This window comes from Enterobacter sp. TCD1-1, assembly GCF_020567405.1.
GTDB lineage: Bacteria > Pseudomonadota > Gammaproteobacteria > Enterobacterales > Enterobacteriaceae > Enterobacter > Enterobacter quasiroggenkampii.
Genome location: NZ_JAJCXF010000001.1, coordinates 1,897,385 through 1,919,289 on the forward strand (window position 1 = coordinate 1,897,385; position 21,905 = coordinate 1,919,289).

General features: G+C 54.0%; 16 protein-coding genes. 5 read left to right on the forward strand and 11 right to left on the reverse strand.

The annotated features are described in order from the left end of the window. Positions 1-15 precede the first annotated feature (15 nt). The 5 genes from tssM to LJA86_RS09215 are packed head-to-tail and all read right to left on the reverse strand — an operon-like array spanning position 16 to position 7,289. A complete protein-coding gene (tssM, locus tag LJA86_RS09195; RefSeq protein ID WP_229226050.1) occupies positions 16-3,636 on the reverse strand; it encodes a type VI secretion system membrane subunit TssM in 3,621 nt (1,206 codons plus the stop codon). A 3-nt stretch (positions 3,637-3,639) separates the two neighbouring features. After that, positions 3,640-4,878 (reverse strand): DotU family type VI secretion system protein, encoded by a 1,239-nt coding sequence (locus tag LJA86_RS09200; protein ID WP_045908263.1) that lies wholly within the window; start codon positions 4,876-4,878, stop codon positions 3,640-3,642. Positions 4,879-4,895: 17 nt separating this feature from the next. Then, on the reverse strand, positions 4,896-6,239 hold the full coding sequence (gene tssK / locus LJA86_RS09205) for a type VI secretion system baseplate subunit TssK (protein ID WP_029740099.1): 1,344 nt from the start codon (positions 6,237-6,239) through the stop codon (positions 4,896-4,898). A 28-nt stretch (positions 6,240-6,267) separates the two neighbouring features. After that, positions 6,268-6,771, reverse strand: a complete 504-nt coding sequence (gene tssJ / locus LJA86_RS09210; RefSeq protein WP_023618341.1) for a type VI secretion system lipoprotein TssJ — start codon at positions 6,769-6,771, stop codon at positions 6,268-6,270. Between the two features lie 23 nt (positions 6,772-6,794). Then, a complete protein-coding gene (locus LJA86_RS09215) occupies positions 6,795-7,289 on the reverse strand; it encodes a hypothetical protein (protein WP_023344390.1) in 495 nt (164 codons plus the stop codon). Positions 7,290-8,293: 1,004 nt separating this feature from the next. Between LJA86_RS09215 and LJA86_RS09220 the strand changes: the two genes are divergently transcribed. Together LJA86_RS09220 and LJA86_RS09225 are read left to right on the forward strand one after the other, a co-directional pair. Beyond that, positions 8,294-10,582 carry an FdhF/YdeP family oxidoreductase gene (locus LJA86_RS09220; RefSeq protein WP_229226051.1) on the forward strand — a complete coding sequence of 763 codons (2,289 nt, stop codon included), beginning with the start codon at positions 8,294-8,296 and terminating at the stop codon, positions 10,580-10,582. A 22-nt stretch (positions 10,583-10,604) separates the two neighbouring features. Further along, positions 10,605-11,522, forward strand: a complete 918-nt coding sequence (locus tag LJA86_RS09225; protein ID WP_229226052.1) for a LysR family transcriptional regulator — start codon at positions 10,605-10,607, stop codon at positions 11,520-11,522. A gap of 439 nt (positions 11,523-11,961) precedes the next feature. Here LJA86_RS09225 and LJA86_RS09230 read toward each other — a convergent pair whose 3' ends face one another. The 5 genes from LJA86_RS09230 to LJA86_RS09250 all read right to left on the reverse strand — a co-directional run bounded on the left by LJA86_RS09230 (position 11,962) and on the right by LJA86_RS09250 (position 17,373). Then, a complete protein-coding gene (locus tag LJA86_RS09230) occupies positions 11,962-12,696 on the reverse strand; it encodes a retron system putative HNH endonuclease (protein ID WP_229226053.1) in 735 nt (244 codons plus the stop codon). Then, positions 12,693-14,351 (reverse strand): retron Ec78 anti-phage system effector ATPase PtuA, encoded by a 1,659-nt coding sequence (gene ptuA, locus LJA86_RS09235; RefSeq protein WP_229226054.1) that lies wholly within the window; start codon positions 14,349-14,351, stop codon positions 12,693-12,695. The genes LJA86_RS09230 and ptuA overlap by 4 nt, the downstream gene beginning before the upstream one ends. Beyond that, positions 14,348-15,265, reverse strand: coding sequence for a retron St85 family RNA-directed DNA polymerase (locus tag LJA86_RS09240; protein ID WP_229226055.1), 918 nt, complete (start codon positions 15,263-15,265; stop codon positions 14,348-14,350). The genes ptuA and LJA86_RS09240 overlap by 4 nt, the downstream gene beginning before the upstream one ends. 385 nt (positions 15,266-15,650) lie before the next feature. After that, positions 15,651-16,409 (reverse strand): phosphate/phosphite/phosphonate ABC transporter substrate-binding protein, encoded by a 759-nt coding sequence (locus LJA86_RS09245; protein ID WP_229226056.1) that lies wholly within the window; start codon positions 16,407-16,409, stop codon positions 15,651-15,653. After that, positions 16,402-17,373 carry a fatty acid desaturase gene (locus LJA86_RS09250; RefSeq protein ID WP_229226057.1) on the reverse strand — a complete coding sequence of 324 codons (972 nt, stop codon included), beginning with the start codon at positions 17,371-17,373 and terminating at the stop codon, positions 16,402-16,404. The genes LJA86_RS09245 and LJA86_RS09250 overlap by 8 nt, the downstream gene beginning before the upstream one ends. A gap of 149 nt (positions 17,374-17,522) precedes the next feature. Between LJA86_RS09250 and LJA86_RS09255 the strand changes: the two genes are divergently transcribed. Both LJA86_RS09255 and gap read left to right on the forward strand, forming a co-directional pair. Then, positions 17,523-18,503, forward strand: coding sequence for a GlxA family transcriptional regulator (locus tag LJA86_RS09255; RefSeq protein ID WP_032675009.1), 981 nt, complete (start codon positions 17,523-17,525; stop codon positions 18,501-18,503). A 78-nt stretch (positions 18,504-18,581) separates the two neighbouring features. After that, positions 18,582-19,592: a type I glyceraldehyde-3-phosphate dehydrogenase gene (gene gap, locus LJA86_RS09260; protein ID WP_048223692.1), complete on the forward strand. Its 1,011-nt coding sequence runs from the start codon at positions 18,582-18,584 to the stop codon at positions 19,590-19,592. Positions 19,593-19,633: 41 nt separating this feature from the next. On the opposite strand, the gene LJA86_RS09265 is transcribed toward gap, so the two are convergent. Continuing rightward, a complete protein-coding gene (locus LJA86_RS09265; RefSeq protein ID WP_048223694.1) occupies positions 19,634-20,821 on the reverse strand; it encodes an MFS transporter in 1,188 nt (395 codons plus the stop codon). A 115-nt stretch (positions 20,822-20,936) separates the two neighbouring features. On the opposite strand from LJA86_RS09265, the gene LJA86_RS09270 reads away from it, so the two are divergent. Continuing rightward, complete coding sequence (locus tag LJA86_RS09270) at positions 20,937-21,893, forward strand: AraC family transcriptional regulator (protein ID WP_048029460.1); 957 nt, start codon at positions 20,937-20,939, stop codon at positions 21,891-21,893. Positions 21,894-21,905 lie beyond the last annotated feature (12 nt).

A 21,905-nucleotide genomic window follows, 5' to 3' on the forward strand; every position in this document is an offset into this window, starting at 1 on the left:
CGGCTGTCCTTGCGGTTATGGGCATGAGAAACGGGGAAGCTGGAACGGGTTACGAATGCTGTTCGGCGCAAATTCCAGCGTGACCTGATGTCCGTCGACGTTGAAGGTGGCCTGACGGCTCAGGCTACCCGTGCCGGGGCTGGTGCTCGCTTTATCGAAAAAGCGGTTCAGCGCCCAGGCGCCGTTGGTGACCAGCGTCGCCGTACTGCCGTTCGCCAGCCCCAGCTGCATACGGACCTGGTTGGTGCCGCCCGGCCCCGGCCAGTTCATGATCTGCACGGCCTGCGGGCCGTGGCTGTAGCGCAGCAGCTGACCGTCAACGTCCAGGGTCAGGTTCAGAATGGTGTTATCCATTCGCACGGTACGAACCGTCACCTTGAAAGACGGCGTGGTTGCGCCGTTAGCAAAGAAGGCGTCGCGAATCGACTGGGCCTGCTGGAACGGTCTCAGCAGCCCTTCACTTCCCGGCAGCGTTTTCCCGTCAATGCCCGGCATAAAGCGCCAGTTGGCCTGCGTGGTATCCACCTTGTTGGTCAGGTTATCGCGAAAGAAGGTATCCATCAGCCCGGTTCCCGGCGCAAACATGCGCGCGAGATCGTCCGGCGTCACCTCGGTGCTGGCGCTGCGCACCAGCGGGTAGCGACCGGCAATTGCCTGGCGGCAAAATCCGCCCACTTCAACGTTAATGCGCTTACGTACGTTTTCCAGGTCACGGCGCTGGGTGTCGCTGCTGGCGCCTACCGCCATGTTGCTGAACATGGTTTGCAGCCCGCCCGGCAGACGACCGGCGCTGGCCTGCAGACGGCTGATCGCCTCCCCGCCCGGCGCAGGCATGCCGCTGTTGGCCGCATCCTGAACGGCGGTCAGGTAGCGATAGAGTTCATCCACCTGCTTGAGAAAATCATCAAACACGATGGTCTTTCCGCCCTTCTCCAGCGGCTGCGCCAGCTCAATCATAGGCGCATAGTGGTCGGTCACCAGCTGTTCCGGTGCCTGCGTAACCACCGCGGCCTGCGTCGGCGCAGCATCGTTGTTGCTGAACAGGGCTTCCAGCGTACGGGTGGCGCGGTTGCTTTGATCCTGCGCTTTACCCGCATCTTCTGGCGCTGGCGCATTGCGTGACAGCGTCAGGACCTGGCTCAGGTTCTGCACCAGACGGCGCAGCGGCGAGTTGGCGCCGGAGAGCAGGCGCGCGGTGTTGATGCGCTGGGAAAGGTCGGCGCTGTTATTGAGCTGGATGTCGGCGAGGAAGCGATCCCAGTTGGCGATAAAGTCGCGCATATAGAGCTGGCGCACGGCGTTATCGATCTGCTGCTTATCTTCCTGCGCGGTGGCGGCCCCCAGCACCCAGGCGTCGTCCTCGTGCAGCGCCGTAGTGACGCTGTCAATCTGGCCGTTAAAGCTTTTCCAGTAGCCGTCCGGCGTATAGAGACCCGGTACGCCCTCGCTCACCGGCTTGCCGCTTTTGCGCGAAAACACCAGCTCGCTCTGCGGTCCGCCGAGGTCGGAAAGGGAGACCGGCTTCAGGTTGTCATCATGTTCCAGCAGGCGCTTGAGGCGGCCATAGACGCGCGTGGAAAGCGGCTGCTGGTTGATCATCGCTCTTTCGCGTGCGACCAGGGATTCGTCCTGCGCGTACGGCGAGGCCTGAATTTTCGGCTCCAGCAGCTGCGTCAGGTGCCATTCAAGCTGCTGCAGCTGCGCCTTCGTGACGTTCTGCGGCAGGTTACGCTGCAGGTTGAGCATCACCCATGAATGCAGGAATTTGCCGTCATAGTGTTTCGGCTGATACAGCATCTGATAGGCTTTCAGCGCTTCATAGCTGTATTCCACATCGCTGCCGTTGTCGTTGCGCAGCCAGGTGGTGATGTGCATGGCGACGGCAGGAAGTAGCATCTGATCCAGCGCTTTCTGGTACAGGGACTGGGAGGCGTCGCTGACGTCATCCCCGCGATAAAGACCCATGCGGCGGGAGATTGGCGGATCGTTCACATCAAAGGCATCGCTTTTCGGCAGATCCACCAGGCTATTCAGCAGCGGCAGCAGTTCGAACAGGTCACGCTGAGTCTGGTTCTGTAGGGCTTTGCTCTGCTGATCGAGCAGCGGAACCTTTGCATCCACCTCTTCCAGATAGGCCTTGTTTTTGGCATAGCTGGTGAGCCACAGCCCGCCCAGGATCGCGAGCAGAGCCAGCAGCGCCGCATAGCCTGACCAGATCACCGCCCGGTTGCGCAGCTCCCACCAACGGTTTTCCCCGGCGATCCCGGCTTCCTGGAAGATGACGTTTTGCAGCAAGTTCTTGATGAAGAAACTCTGGCCTTTTGCACCCGGGATTGGCGCTTCTTTGCTGACCGAATCCCAGTTATCGCTCTCTGCCCCTTCCGGCAGCGACAGCGCGCGGTTCAGTTCGCCCATCACGCGGTCGAACGGCATGCCTTCCTGCGTCCCGCTGGCGAAGTAGATCCCGCGCGGGGAGAATTCGGTTTCGAAGTTGGAGCGGGCGAAGACCGTGCTCAGGTAATCCGCCAGCAGCGGACGCAGCGCGGCGAACTCCTGCGGGAAGAGATACGCTTCTGCGCGGGTTTTCGCGTCATGCTCTTTGAGCATGGTTTCCGGCAGCCCGGCGTCGAGGCGCTGCTGCAGCAGCGAAAACTCCTGCTGGAAGTTGCCCATCAGGTCGTAATCGGCGTGTTTAGTTTGTTCCCACGGCAGCGTGAAGCCCCAGATCTGATCGCGCTGCGCTTTGTCGTAGTCGGCAAACCAGGCGCGGAAGCCTTTAAGCAGGTCGGCCTTGGTCACCATCACGTAGACCGGGAAGCGGATACCCAGCTGTTCATGCAGCTCGGACAGACGCTGACGCAGGTTTACCGCCTGCTGGCGGGACGCCTCGGCTGACTGGGTGAGCAGGTCAGAAATGCTGATGGTAACGATCACGCCGTTGATCGGCTGGCGGCGGCGATACTTACGCAGTAACCCCATAAACTGCAGCCATTCCCCGGCGTCCTGCACCTGCTCGCTCTCCTGGGTGGTATAGCGACCCGCGGTGTCCAGCAGCACGGCCTCGTTGGTGAACCACCAGTCGCAGTTACGCGTGCCGCCAATACCCCGCAGGGCGGTCTTACCGAAACGGTCGGCCAGCGGGAACTGCAGCCCGGAGTTGACCAGCGCAGTGGTTTTACCGGATCCCGGCGCGCCGATAATGACGTACCACGGCAGCTGGTAGAGGTACTGCGTGCTGAAGCGCTGCGTCCACTGGGCGCCCTGTCCCGCCTTGCTGAAGTGCGCTTTTTTCAGCATCTGCGCGGCTTCATCAAAACGGCTGGCGAGGATCTGCTCCTCACTGTTCAGTCGCTTCTGCGGATCCGCCGCTTCCGGGCTGGCGGTATTCTCTTTGAGCTTATCCATCAGCTTGCGGTTCAGCCAGGCGTTGTACAGGCGCGGCAGAATATGGCCCTGCGCCCAGAGCAGATAGACCACGGCGATACTGATGATGCGGTTCTGTTCAGATTCAAGCGGTCGGGTGTCCACGATGGACAGCAGCGGTCCAATCATCCAGATCACCGCCGCCAGCGCCGTGACGCCGAGGAAGCTCCACAGAATGCGGTTAGTCAGTATGGAAAGAAGAGTCGTCAGCATTCCTTAGTTTCCTTGCGGCAATCCGTTCAGCTCGGCCTGGGTATTTTCAGGCGACACCAGCAGAGTAATTTCCACACGGCGGTTACGGGCGCGGTTTTCAGGCGTCGTGTTCGGCGCCACCGGGTTAATCTCGCCCCGCCCTTCCGCTTTCACGCGGCCAGGCTGAGAGAGGCTTCCCTGCAGCATTTTCTGTACCGAGCGGGCGCGTTCCAGCGAGAGTTCATAGTTAGAGGCAAAGCGCGCGCTGCGGATCGGCACGTTGTCGCTGTAGCCCACCACCAGAATTTTGCCGCTCACGTTATTCATCGCCTGCGCGATGCGGTGGATGACCGGTTCATAGCGGTCACGCACGACGGTCGAGGCAGAGGCAAACAGCCCGTCGCCTTTCAGGATAACCACGCTGCGATCCGCTTCGTCTTTCACCGCGACGAGGCCAGCCTCGATTTCCGGTTTCAGGAAGCCGCGCAGGTTCAGCACCGCCGGAAGCTGACGCGCCGGCTGCTGAATAGTGGTTTCCGGCAGCTGGGACTGGTAAATCTTCGCCAGCACCGGGTTGGTGCTGTCGCCAAGACGCCAGTTAAGCACGATATAAAACAGGCAGGCGATAAACCCGGCCAGCGCCACGCAGGCCCACAGGGGGACCATGGGCCGCCAGAGCTTGCGCAGCACCGGACGGTCTTCCGGATGAGGAGAAAGCGGCGGCGGATAGCTGCCGCGCACGCCGCGGATCATCTGCCACAGCCGCTGCTTGATGGTCTCAAGCTGGGTGCGGCCATTGTCCAGCACCCGATAGCGCCCTTCGAAACCGAGCAGCAGACAGTAGTTGATCATCTCCAGCAGCAGAATGTGCTCGCGCGGGTTTTGCGACAGGCGCGCCAGCAGCTGGAAAAACTTCTCGCCGCCCCAGGTTTCGTTATGGAACGTCACCAGCAGGCCATTGCTTGACCAGACCCCGCTGCTGCCCCAGGGGGTGAGCGCGGCAGCCTCATCGAGCGCCGTACACAGGCAGTAGCGTGCCCCGACGATCACTTCGTAGGGCAGCCCCGCCTGCTGGCAACGGACTTCGAAACGGCGAATTTCATCGATCAGGCGCTGGCGTAGCGCCACCTGATCGTCATGCGATACCGAATGACGGATCTGCGGAATCGCATTGAGCAGCGGATTGGCGGCCGCCACCAGCTGATTATTGCTACTGGCCCCGGTGAACGCGGCATCGCTGCCGGTATCCTGTCGTTCCTGCATATTAAGCGCTCGCTTTATTATTCTGTCGGGCTACGGATGGCCCAAAACTCCATATCCAGCCCCGGGAACTCCCCTGCAAGGTGCAGGGCGAATGCGCCGGACTTATCCATCTCGTGCCACAGCTCGCTGCCCTTCTCGAGCTCGAAGTAGCTGTAGCCGGCATGCCACGGGATCTGCGGCGGTGCGACCGGCATGGCGCGCAGCATAATGCCCGGCAACTGAAGCTGAACCAGATCGCGGATTTTCGACACCGGTGCGACCTTCATCTGCGCCGGGAAATGGGTTTGCAGGTGTTCGCCCGGCACATTGGCTTTGACCGCCAGCACGAAGCCGAACTCACGCACCATGCTGGTTTCAGGCACCGTGGCGATGTTGAGGCCGTGAGAGCGTTCGTTAAGCGGCAGCTGGATCGCATGGTCTTCCATCACCAGCGACAGCCCCTGACGCAGCATCAGCATCAGCTTGCTGAAGCAGTTTGCCAGATCGTCATGATCGTAAATCGGCAGTACGCTTTCAGCGGTCCGCTGCGATGTCCAGGTGGCAAGTTCGGTCGCGAACGGCAACCAGCTGCGCCAGAGCGTTTCCGGGTGCAGCAGCGGAAGGGTTTTTAAATGAGACACCTCGCCAAGGTGACGGTTAACCAGCGACAGCAGCGTGAACTCGATCAGTTCAGAGGTGTTAAAGCGGCCGGGCTGGCGCAAACGGCCGCCAATTTGCTGGCTGCGCTGCACCAGCAAGCCGTGCAGATCGTTGATCATGCTGTAGATCTGCGGGCTGTTATTGGCATTCAGCATCGGCGGGATGTAGCTGTTGTCGAGCCGCACGTGGTTGTCGTTACGCTTCTCGGTCACAAACGCCACGCCGATGGCGGTCCACTCTGCCGTGAGGTCTTTTTCGAGCATCAGGGTCAGACGCAGGCGGCCAAACTGAACGGTGGCATCCCCCACCGACATGGCGTTATCGTCTTCCACCTCTTGCTCAAACGCAATAAAGCGCGCCAGCGAGGCTGGCTCTTCGCTGAAAATCACCTCTTCTCTCTCACCACGACGAACCGGCAGTGCGAGCACCACTTTTTCGTTGGTGAGATTGTCAGGAATTTTCAACGGTACAGGACCGTTGCGCCCATTACGGACCTGGAAAAAGGTGCCGTCCGGCAGCAGCCCACTGCAGTAGCTCAGAGCTATGCATCCCTGACGAAGCATCGCTTCATCCAGTTCAACGTCGAGAAAGCCCCAGAGATACGATCGCTGCAGCGCGCCCCATTCACGAACATGGTTGAGCAGATAGCTTTCAGTCCGCTGAAAATGGTGTGGACGCAGGAACATGCCTTCGGTCCAGACGACCTTTTCTGCTTTCGTCATGATGATGTGTTTCCTGTTTTGAAGCGCGTTACTGGCTGATGACCCGAATGCCGTTCACGTCGAGAAAAACGTTGGCCTGAAGTTCATCTGCGGACCATTTCCAGAACTGGTAGATATGATTTTCGCCAGGCACGGGCAGAGGGAGTGAAACGCGCCATTTTTTGCCATCCAGCACCTGATACTCCGCCATCACGCCGATATAGCGAGCCTCCGGCGAGCTTTGCCCGCTGAGGGTTTTCGACAGCTGTCCCGGCATCAGGAAGAACACATCGCTGTTCAGCAGATTCGCGCCAAGCGTAGCTGACGCGTTGTTCTGCAGGGAGTAGAAGTCGCTGGACATGAAATCCGCATCGGATTTCAGCAACAGTACCCGGACCTTAAGCGGCGCAGATTCATTGATTTGTGGATGAGCCTGAAACTGCAGATTGTAGCGGGAGGGGTCGCTGTGTGAAGACGACGTACAACCACTGACCAGCGCGAAAATCATCGCGTAAAAGGGTAACCACAGCTTATGAAAATTTTTATTATTCATAAAAATGCGCTCATGAAAGCCGTTTAGTTCAGGATCCAGGTACCGTTAGCGCTGTCTTTGCAGGCTTTGCTGTTACCGTCGACATCAACACAGGTCGCTTTTTTACGCGCCTTTGGACGAATAGCCTGTTTACGCACGGTGGCTTCGTACTGGTCGGCCTTGATAACAGCGCGCATCGGAACGTAACCAATCAGCTGTTCGTTACCTTCATCGGCAAGCGCCATCCAGTAGTGTTCAACCTGCCCCAGCACCACGTACGTTTTTCCGGTCTCGAGAGTGCGGATAACTTTACCGCCAAAGTCAGGACGGCTCATCAGGGAGGCCGGATACATGGCACGATACGGCTCGTTAACCGGGTTGAACTCCGTCGGCGCCGTCACGGCGTGACGGTGGGTTAAGGTGACGCCGTTGACCTGGCTGGTCTCGATCGTATCGTCGTTGATCACAGGTTTCTGCGGTGCTTTACAGCCCGCCACCGCCATTACAAACAGAAGTGAAAACAGTACGCGCATTTTCATATGCTTTTCCGTAGCGATATTTCGATGATGGAGATAAGGGGATGAAGTTTGACTTAAGTGCTATTGTTAAAATAGCCAGGATATTTTCGGGGCGTTACTACTTTAAGGGCATAGCTACCGCACGAGCCTTTCAGAATAAGGCCCAGTGTCTTCCTGACATATTTTGACAAACGGTAAACAAGTTTACATGAGCTTCGTATCAATTCAATATTTACCGCCGCGTAACTGTTGGTAAATGAAGCAGTCGGAAAATTATAGGATTAATCCTATGATAAAAAACGTTATGGCCCACCCTTTCTTATTTCTTCACCACAAAACGACATAAGTTTATGTTTTATATATTAAAAAACATAAAGGAGAACCACTTTCATTAACGCAATCACGCTATTATCGCCACTACCATAATTAGTAGAATTCGCGTTTTTTTGATGTCAAAGGAATATATCTCTGATGAATTATTTGTTGCACTAACAGGGTATCTTTAATATTGAAGACGCTTCATCGCCTGGGTGAGAATATTTCACTTATGCAGCAAGATGTTAATTTCATGCCGCAAAAAAAGCGTATATTTTCGGCCGTAATAATTCCACTGTCAGGTATACCTTATATCTATTATTCATTAAGCGTGAGTAAACCTTCCTGCCATTCTCTCAATTGAAAAATGCCTCCAGCAGCCCACCAGCCGCGAATCGCGGCGATATCTCCAGCGCATCAGCTTCATTCGAAGTTTTACTGGCGCTACATACTTTCCTGCTCACCGCCATCTATCTCGCCTACCGGACGATAGATAAGATTTATTATTAAAATGATAAAAATTCGTTATAATTTCTTTAAATATTTAAACACCAGACCAGATAAATTACTGTAATAAAAAGAGTTTGCGTTAAGGCGCTTTTCCGTTCCGTATGTGCGTTGCCATTCGGTCGTCATTGCTTTCACCTATTGCTCTCGTCAGTGATTTTTTGAGCTCAGGCGTTGTGTGATCGAACAAATCAGGAGTGGGTATGAACAAGAAAAGACGCTCGGTGCCAGGCATCAGACACTATGACGGCCCTGCTGGCGGCTGGGGCGCATTGAAAGCAACGGCCATTGCGGTACGCACCCAAATGGATACCCTTGACGCCCCCGCGACGCTGCTGCGCACCAACCAACCTGACGGCTTCGACTGCCCGGGCTGCGCGTGGCCTGATAAAGAACACAAATCGACGTTCCAGTTCTGCGAGAACGGCGCCAAAGCGGTGACCTGGGAAGCGACCAGCAAACGCGTCACCCCCGCGTTTCTGGCCGAAAACAGCGTCTCCTCGCTGCTGGCAAAATCGGACTTTGAGCTGGAAGGCTACGGTCGACTCACGCACCCCCTGCGCTATGATCGGGCGAGTGACACCTTCCGCCCCGTCGACTGGGACGCGGCGTTTCAACGCATCGGCGAAGTATTGCGCGGGCTCGAGCCGGACCAGGTCGAGTTCTATACCTCCGGACGCGCCTCTAACGAAGCAGCTTATCTGTTCCAGCTGTTTGCTCGCGAATACGGCACCAACAACTTCCCCGACTGCTCGAATATGTGTCACGAGGCCACCAGCGTCGGTTTGCCCCGTTCGATCGGGATTGGGAAAGGGACCGTCTCGCTGGATGACTTTGATAAGACTGAACTGGTGATCTCCATCGGCCATAACCCCGGCACTAACCATCCGCGCATGATGGGGACCCTCCACGAGCTGGCCCGCCGCAACGTGCCGATTATCGTCTTTAACCCGCTGCGCGAGCGCGCCCTGGAACGTTTTGCGGATCCGCAGAGCGTGATTGAAATGGCGACCTACAGCTCCACGGATATCGCCTCGACCTATTTCCAGGTGAAGGCCGGAGGCGATGCCGCCGCGCTGAAAGGGATTGCCAAACACCTGCTGGAAATGGAGGCCGAACGCGGGGACGTGCTCGATCGCGCGTTTATTGCCGAACACACCCAGGGCTTTGAGGACTTTGCCGACGATATCGCGCAAACCCGCTGGGACGACATTGAGCGCGAGTCGGGTCTGAGCCAGGCGGCACTCAAACAGGTGGCTGAGGCCTATGCGAAATCGAATGCCACCATCATTACCTACGGGATGGGCATTACCCAGCACAATAAAGGGACGGCCAACGTCCGCCTGATCGCTGACGTGCTGCTGATGCGCGGGAATATCGGCAAGCCCGGCGCGGGAATATGCCCGCTGCGCGGTCACTCAAACGTGCAGGGGAACCGTACCGTCGGGATTAGCGAGAAACCCACGCCAGCCTTCCTTAACAGTCTGAAGGATGTATTCGGCTTTGAGCCACCGTCTCACCACGGCCATGACGCGGTGCAGGCCACGCAGGCGATGATCGACGGCCGCGCAAAAGCGCTCATTTGCCTCGGCGGTAATTTTGCGGTGGCGATGCCCGATCATGAACGCGGCTTTCCGGCCATGGGCTCCCTCGATTTGAGCGTTCACGTCGGCACCAAGCTGAACCGTACCCATCTGCTGGTGGGCAAAGAGACCTTTATTTTCCCGTGTCTTGGCCGTACCGAGCTGGATATTCAGGCCACCGGCCGCCAGTCCATTACCGTCGAAGACTCGATGTCGATGGTCCATGCCTCATCCGGCAAGTTAAAACCCGCCTCGCCGTTGCTTCGGTCAGAACCCGCTATCGTCGCGGGCATGGCGAAAGCCACCCTGCCGGATACCCGCGTAGACTGGCTGACGCTGGTTGAGGATTACGACCGGATCCGCGATCTGATCGAGCAGACCATTCCGGGCTTTGAGAACTACAACGCGCGGATCCGCGTTCCCGGCGGCTTCCGTATGCCGCTGCCGCCAACGCAACGTCTCTGGCCAACGGCGACGGGAAAAGCGATGTTCTCGGTCTTCGACGGCGTACATGAGAACGCCAGCGGTGAAGGAGAGCACGTTCTGCGCCTGATCACGCTGCGCAGCCACGACCAGTACAACACCACCATTTACGCGCTGGATGACCGCTACCGTGGCGTGTTTGGCCGTCGCGACGTGCTGTTTATGAACGAAGACGATATGGCGCAGTCAGGGCTGGAACACGGCGACCGCGTGGATATCGAAACCGCCCTGCCCGGCAACGGACAGCGTCTGGAAGATATTACCGTGGTGGCGTACAACATCGCGCCGGGGACCGTCGGGGCCTATTATCCGGAGGCCAACGTGCTGGTACCGCTTGATTATCTGGATAAGGACAGCGGTACGCCGTCGTATAAATCCGTTCCGGTTCGCATCACCCTGCGCTCAAAAGAGATCCGCATGCTGTAAGGCTGTTCGCGCAGAGAAAAAGATGGATATTAAACAGTTAAAATATTTAATCGCGCTCGACGAGACCCGCCATTTTGGCAAGGCGGCCTCGCAGTGCAACATCACCCAGCCGACCCTCTCCATGCGCATCCGCAGCCTGGAAGAGGAACTGGGGCTGGTGCTGATTGTGCGCGGGCAGCGCTTTGAAGGGTTTACGCCGGAGGGTGAACGCATCCTCGCATGGGCCCGCGCGCTGCTGGCCGCGCACGACGGGCTACAGGCGGAAGCCGCGCTGTGCAAAGGCCAGGTGGTGGGGGAACTCCGTCTGGGGATGGTGCCGCTGGCGAGTGTGGATCCGATGATCTTTATTCGCCTGCTGACGCAAAAATACCCGGAGCTGACCTATAGCCTCTATTCCATGTCCTCCGCGCAGATTGCCGACGGCGTCAGCCGCAATCAGCTTGAGCTGGGGATTTGCTATCTCAACAGCATCGACACCAGCCAGTTCGATATTATCCAGCTTCCCAAAACGAAGATGGGCCTGCTGCACGACGTCCGCCATTTCCAGCTCGGCCAGGAGAAATTGACCTGGCGCGACCTGACGGATTTTCCGCTGGGGTTCCTGACCAAAGGGATGCATTACCGGGCGCATATGGAGGCCAGCTTTCAGTCTGCTGGCATTGAACCGAGGTCCGTTTTCGAGAGCGACTCCACGTTCCAGATCATTCAGGCGGTGCAAAGCGGCGTATGCTGCGCCGTGATGCCGCTGAACAACGGACTGGAAGATCTGAACAGCCATTTCAGGATTGTCCCCATCGCCGATGCGAACATTGAGGCCCCTGTCGGCCTGATTATGCGCAGGCAAAAACCGGTCTCCTCGCTGGCGCTGCGCTGCTTTACCGACGCGCAGGAGATATTTCATTCGGAAAGTAATGATGATAAAAATGTCGATTATATTTAATTTCGCCCCCAAAAATCGTTGCGAGATTATTAAAATAAAATTATACATCCCCACTTAATACAAACGAAATGAAGATATTCTTCTCGATACAGCCAATGAAACGCTTTTTCACCTCGAAAAATAAACTAGTGCGATAACTATTTTCTTTCTAGCTTAGAGATTTTAATTGACATCATTCATTACCTGCCCACTTTAATAAACGCCCCATTTAAACATGCCTAAAAATAACTTATAACATCAAATCCACCAGATCAACTTGTCAAAACAGGGTATTACTTGCAATGATTATATCATATATCGTTGAATTGTTTTTTCTTCTGTAAAAATCACAAAGCTTACTCAGTTAACTAGCATCAAATTTATTTAATACACTAGCATATTGATTACCAATAGGTAAAGAAAGCCTCATTTAAACCTCCCTGTTTAAAAGCTAACTTTTTCAAAGATTGTTTTTTTTACATACTTCTTCTCCAAGCTTTCCAAAAAATTGTTTTTGAGCAGAATGAAAAGGTCTAAGTGAACCATTTACAGGAGACAATTCAAGATCAGCAATATCGCTCAAAACATCAAAATCATTCTCTTCTATTAGCTTTGTCAAAACACCTAGCCATACTTTACGCCAATTAACAAGCACAGGGGCATTTAGGTTTAAAAGATATATTGTAAATCGAGCCTTTGCTTTTTCTCGGCGACTAGGTAAACTATCTTTGGGTACAATACGACCTGAAGCTTCATAATGAAAATAATCTTGAGCATTTACAAACAACGGTGATATAAAAGCCTGAACGCTATAACGATTAATTTTGAAATGACCACCAAAAACATCTTTCTTATCTAATGTTCTTAGACACCCACTATTTATTGCTGATAAAGCAAGGTTAGTATGCTCGAAAGTTTTGAGCGGAACTTTAGATTTTGGTTCTATATGTTCAATATGATAACCATAATCAACATTAATACCAGAACCATTAGAATCAATAATGTCAAATTGATCAAGTAGACATATTTCACTATAACAACACAATCCATATTGTTCTTTTAGGCATATTTTAGCTGTTGCGTTCTTGTGAGCAAAGCGACTCCATGCGCTTCTGGCTTCAATGCCAGTTCTAGGTTTATTTTTATTTCTCTGTAAAAGAAAATAATCTCCATTAGTTTTTATTATATGTCTCATTCGAGTTTCTCTCTTCTTCTTCTAACGATAGAAAGGCTAATTAACTCCTCATGGTCACTACCTAATGCTAAAGTCAGATCATGAAGAAGGTTTGTAGCTTCCTCAGATCTAAAGTCACCTTGTTCAATAATTTTTCTATATCTTTCAAGCTTTTTTCTTTCTGGAAAATTTGGTATAGGCTCAACATGCATGACCGTGCTTAAAACTTCAGATGAAGAACGAGCATAACTTTCAGCCATAGGTATCGCTATAATTTCCTCACCGTGAATATTTTCGCTTAATTTCCTTATATTTTTTTTAGAAACAGTTGAAAGTACTTGTGGACTATGCGTTGTAACAATAAACTGTACATTAGGAAAAGTTTCCGTAAGACTACGAATTATATTTTGTTGCCATTCAGGGTGAAGATGTAATTCAATCTCATCAATTAATACAATACCTTGACCATTTAAAGGATTGGTTAATGTTGGGTTAAGTGATATAAGCCTCCTGGCAAGATCAGCTATCAACGCAAGATAAACAAGCTGCCCTTTAGAAGCTTGAAATATATTTATAGTTTCGTTGTCATTAATAATTTTAACTTCAAGGCGGCCAGACGATCTATCAATAAAAATATCCGACACACTTGGCACGGATTTAATAATTGCATCTTTAAAAACTCTTACAACTTTGTTTGAGTAACTTTGTGTAGAACCGGAAATGTTCTCATCAAGATATTTTAATCTTGTTATTCTTTTTGTTAACTCTTCTGAAAGAGCATTCGGAAGATTAGCAATAGAACTTAACGCCTTTATTTCCGTCTCAATTACACGCCTTTCATTCACTAAATGATCATTGTTGATAAGATTATCGTTATAAATAAACCATTTGAGCGACTCTTCAATGTTTGACGCCCCATCAATCGCAGATTTATCTAAAGAGTCAAAACGAGATTCTATACTGACAGCATCAAATTTTTCAATATCAAAAGTTTGGTTTGACTTTACAAATGACCTTTCAACAGGATAGTAAGCAAATAAAGGTATATTAATAGGGCTATTAACCGCTTGCATAAGCCTAAAATTAATTATCCGAAATAAAGCTGATAACTGAGTATAGCTTTCTAAATCACTTACTTTCGAATTTTCTATCCCTTTGGCAGCCCTAGCTAGTGAACCGGAATATTTTGTGTGTCGGCCAAGAGATATGGAAGTTATTGCTTCTGCATTATCGTTACAGCCAACTTTAACATCAAAATCATCTAAAGCTCTACCATTACGATTTTTCGAAATTATTCTAGCATTAATATATGAGAAAGTACGACCAATCGCATCCAGTAATGTCGTTTTACCGGCCCCATTATCACCAATGAAAACAGTGACTTTGTTATCGAAATTAATATCAACCTTGCTGAACTTTCTGAAATTTACCAATCGAAGCGAATCAAGTTTAATTTTATTTTTTGGAACTTCAATATTAGAGATTAAATCGAAACCTAAGGCATCTACACATTTTTTAAAATATTCATCTGATAGCTTCAAGTCGATAGGAATGTCAATGCCAGCTTCGTACCCTCCCATTAACTCAAACATTGAAGAAATATTTCCCTTAAGAGCATTACGCTTTAGTGCTCTTATCTTATTCTCTTGATTTTTTTTGATATTTGTATCCTTCATCCTCTCTCCTCATTTAATTTTTCTAATAACTCGCGAGTGTATTTTTTGCTTAGCGTGGTCGCAAAGTTTGGTTCGATGTAAAATGCAAAAGCCAGCAAGCCTCGCAGATGATTAATATCATTATAATTTAAATGATTTAATTTATATTTATGAAGTAAATGTTTAATATATCTTTTACGTTCTCTTCCAATCGAAGCATTTCCTTCGTTAGTAATAGTAATACCAGTAACATGCCTGTTGTGTGCTTTTGATGAAAATACAGTTTTATTATTATTTAAAGTGAGAGCACCATCAAAAATATCATTTAGATACTTTGAAACAATGTTTGGCAAGTTAAATAAAACATTATTCTTTTTCGTTGAAAAAGTTAAATCATCAGCATAGCGTGTGAATACAATATCTTCTTTGAGGCAATAAGCTTCTAATTTTTCGTCAAAAAAATACAAACAAAAATTAGAAATTACCGGAGAACTTGGGGCGCCAACACTAAGAGTTAATTTGGAATTGTTATTCCAAAAAACAATATTTTCTATCAATCGTTGTTCCAGAGCATCAGGAACCTGTTGGAATTTCTGCCAGGTATTCCAGAAAATCTTTGGCGTAAGTGAATTAAAAAAGTCTGAAAGGTCCAACTTAAGGAGATATGGGTTTTCTAAATGTTTCTCAGCGTTATCTTTAATGCTTATTCCATTACGATAAGCCATGCATTTTGAATGCACCGGGAAATCATACAGATGTAAAAAACTTTTCTGTAATTTTTTAACCGCCTTAGTAGGCTGAGCAATCACTCTACGACCATGCGTACGTTTCGGTATTGTATAAACTCGATATTTATATGGAGCATTGAGAATCAAGCGGAGTGTATCCTGCTCCGAGATGCTCAAAATATGTGCTAGTTGTGCTACCAATTCCATTAATTATCCTCAAAGTCTCTAGTGAGGCCGATCTTATAAGAGTTCGACCTCACTAGGGCACTAAGAATCTTTACTAAGGTTTGCGATGTGTTCGCATCCCAAACGAGGCAACGAGTTTGGGATGCGAACACATCGCACGTGTAACTCGTTCAATAAATTAGAGTCTGGCTAAACACCCGACATTGTAACTCGTTTACGCTAAAGACTAGATCATTGTATGCCATCATCTTGAGCAAAACAATGTAACTTTGAAGTTAGTAATGAAGTGTTTAGCCAAACATCGCAAAATGAAATTAAATAATGCCTCTTTTTAGTAGTGTTTTGCCTTGGCGTTCACACCTTGATTAATCTTTTGATTTATAAGGTTTTTTTAAATCCTATCAAGTTAATTGAATATTGTCATATACACTTTCCTTTCAGCTTCGCTGAAATTATCAATCAGTACCGCGTCGCAAACGGCCCGGTGTTCCGGCAAACTCACCAGCGCGTGGAGCGCATCGCGAAGGGCGTTCAGGGTGTCAGGCGAAGTGTGGGGCGAGGTAATGAGCGGCAGCCCTGGCGTCAGCGGGGTACGGTCAATGACCGCCAGCCCCTTCAGACCTTCCGGTTCGTGACGCTGCAGCAGTGCCCAGGTGACACAGTCGATGGCCGCGATATCCCCTGCTCCGCGTTTGACATCCTTCAGCGACTGGCGATGGCTGCCGCTAAAGGACGTTTGCGCGAAAAACGGACCGTCCGCCGCCAGAGGCGCTACTTTTTTTCGCAGCGCATTGTAGCCGGACTGCGAGTCCGCAGAGTTACAGACCGCTCGTCGGCCGCGAAAATCCGCCAGCGTGAGATGCCGATCCGCCTCGCGCACCACCAGAAAGCTGCGGTACTGGATCCCTTCGCAGCCCGGGGCCGCGTAGTGAAAACAGCCGACAACCTGCACGTCCGGAAGCTGCGTGACCAGCGGGTAACCGCAGGTCTGGCTGAGGATAAGCCCGGGCTGTTGCCAGTGCGTGAGCAGATCGGACTCCGGCCCGTCGGGGACATCATCGACGGGCACACCGCGTGCGGCCAGCAGCCCCTTTACCGCCAGCCAGAGCGCGCGCGTGTCGGCGCGATCCACCGCATACATGGGAAACGCCAGCAGGTTACTCATACCCTTCTCCCTGTTGCTTTCCGGGGTGAACGGTGACGTCGACGGGACTGAACCAGAACCGGCGCAGCCATTCACCGTAGCCCCTGACCAGAAAACCGCGGTTTCGCTCCCGGTACGCCTCCCGGTTTTGCTGGTAGATCGCCTTCAGTCCGTACCACGGCACGCCCGGTAGATCATGATGTACTGAATGATAGTTGAGATTTAAAAACAGTATCCGCCAGAACAGCCCGGCCTCGTTAATGACGGAGCGCGCCAGCGGATCGTCCGCCGCACGATGTTCGAAAAACGATCGTACCTTGGTCAGCGCCAGCGCCGGATAACTGACCGCCAGCACAAACCAGACAGGTGAAAAACCAACGTCCGTCATCCAGGCGAAGAGTGCCGCCAGCAGCGTGATGTGAACCAGCCACATCGTCATCGCCCGCAGGTGAAGATGACGAAACGCCGCCACGGCGCTGCCCAGCGTCTGGACGATATCCAGCAGCGGCGCCAGCAGAAGCCGCCCGGCAAAGGTATTTCGGGCCCGGATCAGGCGCTTCTGCCAGGGGGAAAAGCGCGCCCAACTCGCCTCGGTAAAATAGTACGACTCCGGGTCATCCACCGGATGGGTCAGGCTATCGTACCGATGGTGGGCCAGATGGGAATCCCGGTACAGGCCGTACGGGTACCAGACCGCCAGCGGGAGCGTGCCGAACAGCTGGTTAAGCCAGGCAAAACGGGTGGGATGCCCGTGGATCAGCTCATGCTGCAACGACATATACCAGGCGGTAAACCCGATGAGCAGCAGCGTGGCGGGCAGCAGGCCGAGCGTTTGCCAGAACGCCAGCGTGGCAAACCAGCCCGCATAAATCGTGAACATTACCAGCCAGGTGGGCAGTTCGCTTCGCCACAAGAAACCCGACGCGAGGCGGTGGATTTGATTGCGTTGTTGTGGATGTAAATAGAGGGAGCTTCGTTTACCCATTCCTTCAGACGCCGTTTCGCCAGAGACAGAGCCCTGAAGATCGGGGATTACGCCTGAAATAACAAAGAACTTAAATCGCTTTGCTTTGCCAGAAACACAGAGCGCACGCGTCGCTTGACTTATTCTGTATTAAAGGTACTTTTCAGGACATGAAGAAGATCCTGATTATCGTTCCCGACGGCGGCATGCTGTTTGAAGCCGCCGGTATCGCCGACATTCTGATGCAGGCCAACCGGCTGCATCCGGAAGGGCTTGCGCAGCCCCGCTACCGGATTATCATCGCCACCACGCAGCCTCACCAGGTGATCCACGGCCAGTCCGGTCTGAACCTGCTTGCGGACTATCGGCTTCCGGAGCTGGATCCGCGCGAACCGCTGGACACCATTATCATCACCGGACGCGGTATGAACGAGCAGGAGAGCATAGCCGTAGTCGACTGGCTGCACCTCGCTGCGCCGCACGCCCGGCGGATCGCCTCGATCTGCGGCGGCGCGATGCTGCTGGCCCAGACCGGCTTGCTGGACGGTCGTCGCGCCACCACCCACTGGCGGCTGCTGGAGACCATGCAAGCCCAGTACCCGTCAATCCAGGTTGAAGGCGGCCCACTCTACATTCAGGACGGCCCCATCTGGACCTCCGGCGGCGTGAGTTCCGGGTTCGACCTGACCCTGGCGCTGGTGGAGGACGACTACGGATTTACCCTCGCCCGCGACGTGGCGCAGGATATGGTGATGTATCTGCGACGTCCCGGCGGACAGCTGCAGTTCAGCCGCTACAGCCTGCAACAGCCCGGCACAGCAGGACCGATAGGCGAGGTGCAAAGCTGGATCCTGCAGAACCTCACCGCCGATCTGTGCGTGGAGAACCTGGCCGAGAAAGCGGCGATGAGCCCGCGTAACTTCACCCGCGTGTTTACCCGCGAGGCCGGGGTCTCGCCTGCCCGCTACGTGACCGAGGCGCGTCTGGCCGCCGCCCGCCAGCTGCTTGAACAGACCCGCGATCCCCTTGAACGCGTTGCTGAGCAAAGCGGCTTTGGCACCAGCATTAACTTGCGCCGCATCTTTGAGAAACAGCTTCACCTCACGCCCGGAGAATACCGCCAGCGCTTTCATTGCCGCAAGATGGCGTAATCTGATCCTTTTTTGTCGTTTACGCCAACCGGCCCGACGCCTACAGTGACTCCAGACAACAGAGATAAGGAGTGCACCATGGTTAAGGTCGGTATTAACGGTTTCGGCCGTATCGGACGTAATGTCCTGCGCGCGGCGCTGGGCAACCCGGCGCTTCAGATTGTGGCCATCAACGATCTGACAGACAGTAAAACCCTCGCCCATCTGCTGAAACATGATTCCCTTCTGGGCAAGCTGCCCGCGCCCGTTGAAGCGGCTGACGGCGCGCTGCAGGTAGACGGCCAGCGGATCGCCGTATTTAGCGAACGCGACCCGGCGAATATCCCGTGGCGTGATGCCGGAGTAGACGTGGTGATTGAAGCCACCGGCTTCTTCACTGAACGGGAGAAAGCGGCGGTGCATATCACCCACGGCGGCGCTAAGCGCGTCATCATTTCCGCTCCCGCGAAAAACGACGACCTGACGATTGTGATGGGCGTCAACCATGATCAGTACGATCCCGACCGGCACGCGGTGGTAAGCAACGGGAGTTGCACCACGAACGGTCTGGCACCGGCCGCTCAGGTGCTGCACCAGCAGTTCGGGATTGAGCATGGCCTGATGAACACGACGCACGCCTACACCAACAGCCAGGCGCTGCACGATCAGCCGGAAAAAGATCTGCGCGGCGCACGCGCGGCGGCGCTGTCGATTGTGCCCTACTCCAGCGGCGCGGCGAAAGCGCTGGGGAAAGTGATCCCCTCCCTGGACGGCAAGCTGACCGGGTACTCCCTGCGCGTGCCGGTGCCGGTGGTGTCGATTGTCGATTTAACCGTGACGCTGAGCCGCAACGTGACCGCCGAAGAGGTGAATGACGCGTTCCGCAACGCGGCCGCCAGCGGCCCCCTGAAAGATATCCTGGGCTATAGCGATGAACCGCTGGTTTCCAGCGATTACCAGGGCGACCCGCGATCGTCAATTATCGACGGGCTTTCCACGCTGGTGATTGGCGGGAACATGGTGAAGATCCTGGCGTGGTATGACAACGAATGGGGCTTCTCTAACCGCCTGGTGGATCTGGCGGTATTGATGGATAAGAAAGGGCTGTAAACCTGAGGCCGGGTGGCACGAACGCTCACCCGGCTACAAAATCACTCCGCTTTCACTTTCACACCCATAAACACAATTACCATCGCCGTCACCAGCAGGAAACCGCTGCCCGCGAACACGCCGCTGGCGCCGTTAAGATCAAACACTGCCCCACCTCCGGCCGCACCGGCGCTTATCGCCAGCTGGATTGAGGCCACCAGCAGCCCCCCTGCACTTTCGGCTTCATCCGGAACAGTGGTCGCAAGCCAGGTGGACCAGCCCACCGGAACCAGGCCAAATGCGAAGCCCCACAGCGCAACCAGCAGCCCGTCCAGCATGGCCAGATGACCAAAGGCGACCATCATGAGCGCGAGAACGCCCATCGCAAACGGCACCAGCGCCAGCGTCAGGCGCAGATTACGTGCCAGCAGATGCCCGGCCACGGAGGTGCCCACAAAGTTGGCGATACCAAAACCCAGCAGGATCAGTGAAATGGTCTCCACGCTCGCCTGGCCTACCGTCTCCAGGAACGGACGCAGGTAGGTAAAGAAAGCGAAATGGCCGCTGAAGATCAGGATGGTTGCCAGCATGCCGCCGATCATCCCCGGACGGCGCAGCACGCGGAACAGCGTACTCAGGCTACCGCTGCTCTCCGGCTTCATGGACGGCAGCACCCAGAGCTGCCACAGCAGCGCCAGCATGCTCGGCAGAATGCAGAGCACAAAGACGTTGCGCCAGCCGATCAGGCTGCCCAGATAGCTGCCCAGCGGCGCCGCGACTACCGTGGCAATCGATACGCTGGAGAAGATCACCGCCAGCGCTTTCGGCACTTTATCTGCCGGAACCAGACGCATCGTCGTGGCCGTCGACATCGCCCAGAATCCCCCGATCGCTATCCCCAGAAGCAGGCGCCCCATTAGCAGGACGTGCAGATTGGGCGCAAAGGCCACCAGCAGGCTGGAGATAATTTGCAGCACCGAGAAAAACATCAGAACCCAGCGGCGGTCGATACTCTTGGTTGCCGGGGTGATCAGCAATCCGGTGACCAGCGCCACCAGCGCGGTGGCGGTGACGGCTTGTCCAGCCATCCCCTCAGTAACGCCCAGGCTCGCGGCCATGGGGGTTAACAAGCTGGCGGGCAGAAATTCGGCCGTAATCAAACCAAATACCCCCAGCCCCAGTGAATAGACGGCCCGCCAGGCGGGTTTTGCAGGCGCTACCGCCTCGCTCGCCGCGACACATGAATTCATCTGTTGATCTCCCGTTATAAAAATGTGACTAGTGTCGCAAAAGAATAGAAGGTTCACCCAGGACGATCTATGACATATAATCTCCACTTATTGATTATTCGTCCGGAGTTGCGCCATGACCGTACAGTCACCCGATTTGATCAGCGAACTTTTACGCGGCATGCGCCTGTCAGGCGTGAAATACCGGCGGATTGAAGCCAGTGCGCCATTTGGCGTCGCGTTTCATCAGGCTCCCGGCAGGGCGCAGTTTCATTTTGTGAGCCACGGTAGCGCCCTGTTGCGCATGGAGAGCGGTGCAACGTTCGAACTGAGCGGTGGCGACGCCCTCTTTATTCCCGGCGGGAATTCCCATGCCCTGCTCTCTGACGAACAGGCCACCCTTACTCCTGTCAACGCCTTTCCGAGCGAGCCTATCTGCAGCTCGGTCTGTGCTATCACCTGCGAGCCCTGCCCGGAGAGCGAGAACACCCTTATCTTTAGCGGATGCATGGATTTTGAGCTGGGCGGCATGCAGCCGCTGATCAAGGCGATGCCGGAAGTGATGATGGTCAGCCGGCTGATGTCCACCTGGCCGGAAATTCATCCGCTGCTGGCGGCAATGGAGCGGGAATCCGCGGCGCGTCAGGCCGGGTATGCCGGGATCCTTGCGCGGCTGGCCGATGTGGTGGCGGCGTTAATTGTGCGGGGCTGGGTTGAAGGCGGCTGCGGCAAAGCCACCGGCTGGGTGCAGGTGCTGCGCGACCCGCGCCTGAGCCGGGCCATTTACGCTATGCACCAGCAGCCAGGCCTGAACTGGAGCGTCGCCGATCTGGCAAAAGAAGCCGGGACATCCCGATCCGTTTTCGCGGAACGGTTTCTCGCGGCGACGGGAACGACACCGGCAAAATATCTCAGCGAGCTGAGAATGCGGCTGGCCATTCAGTATATTCGTCATGAAAACCAGCCGATCGAAACCGTCGCGCTGCGGCTGGGTTACGGATCGCTGGCGGCTTTTAGCCGGGCATTTAAGCGCATCATTGGCCATGCGCCGGGCACGCTGCGGGAAGCCAGCCAGACTCCGGAAGAAGCCTGACTGGCGTACGGC